Source organism: Vibrio anguillarum, assembly GCF_001989995.2.
GTDB lineage: Bacteria > Pseudomonadota > Gammaproteobacteria > Enterobacterales > Vibrionaceae > Vibrio > Vibrio anguillarum.
In genome coordinates this window covers 1-1,130 of sequence record NZ_JAHGUP010000182.1, presented here as the reverse complement: position 1 = coordinate 1,130, position 1,130 = coordinate 1, and the positions used below count along the sequence as shown (strand labels likewise).

Here is a 1,130-nt window from a genome sequence, read left to right as displayed (position 1 = left end):
TTTGAGGCACTAAAGGCGGGCCGTGTTGTTGTTACTAATATTGAGGGAATGCAACCGCTCGATGTTATTCAAAAGCGTCTTAATATTGAGTTTCCGTCTACTACTCGTCTTATTCGTATATTCTCAAGGGACGCTAAGGGTATCGAGCTCTGGCAGCACTTTTTTTGCTGGTGTCCCCTTGGTGCATTGATTGTCATTGATGAGTGCCAAGATATTTTCTCTAAAAACATTGGGTTCAGGATGGATAAAGTTTTCTATCGGCCTTTATCTGAGTTTCTCCCTAATTTACCTAAAGATTACGAATCATTTTTTTACTCTCGTTATACTCCGGCCGATATGAGTCAACTTGACGCGGCTGAGGTTGATGACCGAGGCCAAGCGGAATATGACGACCAAGGCCGCATAATCTACCCATTTTCTTTTAATGAGGGCTTTATGCGCCATCGTAAATACAACTGGGATATTGAGTTGCTTTCTCCAGATTGGGGGCAAATAGATACGGCTATCCGCGCATGTTCAGAGCAATGCTTTTTACATAAAGGACGTGATCAATTCTTTTGGGCAAAGCGTAACCCGCTCATTTATAAACATCCTAAAAACTCATCTACTCCCGTCGTTCCTAAGGGCAAAGACCCTAATCTAATTAATAAAAAAATCCCGCTTGATGCGTTTCTACTTTATAAGTCCACGGCTACTGGCATTGCTCGCGGCGCTGGTGCTTTGAATCTCTTGTTATATAACCCGAAAGTATTTTTATCTTTGTTGCTTGGTTTAATTTGTGTGGGGTGGTTTATTTATGGTTTATCCGGTCTGGTTTTTGGTTCTTCTTCGGAGATTCAGGACGCGCAATCGAACTCGACTCAATCTAGCGTTTCTCAATCGTCCAGTGTCAGCAATAAAGCGGATTCTTCGTCTAATTCTTCTGTATCTGATGGTGGGAATAGCAATACGGCTGCTAGTGGTTCCGGTGGTCCATCTGGTTCTGGGCGTTTAGATGGTTTACGTTCGATGCTCGGCTTGTATGATATTCAAAACTTGTACTACACGGGCCATACCACAAAAAAAGGGCCAAATGGTTTCAAGTTCTTTATTACGCTCGAGGCCAAAACACCCGAGGGAACGTATTATTT

Annotated in this window: 1 protein-coding gene; it reads left to right on the top strand. The window is 42.8% G+C overall.

Features of this window, described 5'->3' with window-relative positions:
- Nucleotides 1-1,130: zonular occludens toxin domain-containing protein (locus PL85_RS18260; RefSeq protein WP_215809368.1), on the top strand; the 1,130-nt coding region annotated here is incomplete at both ends.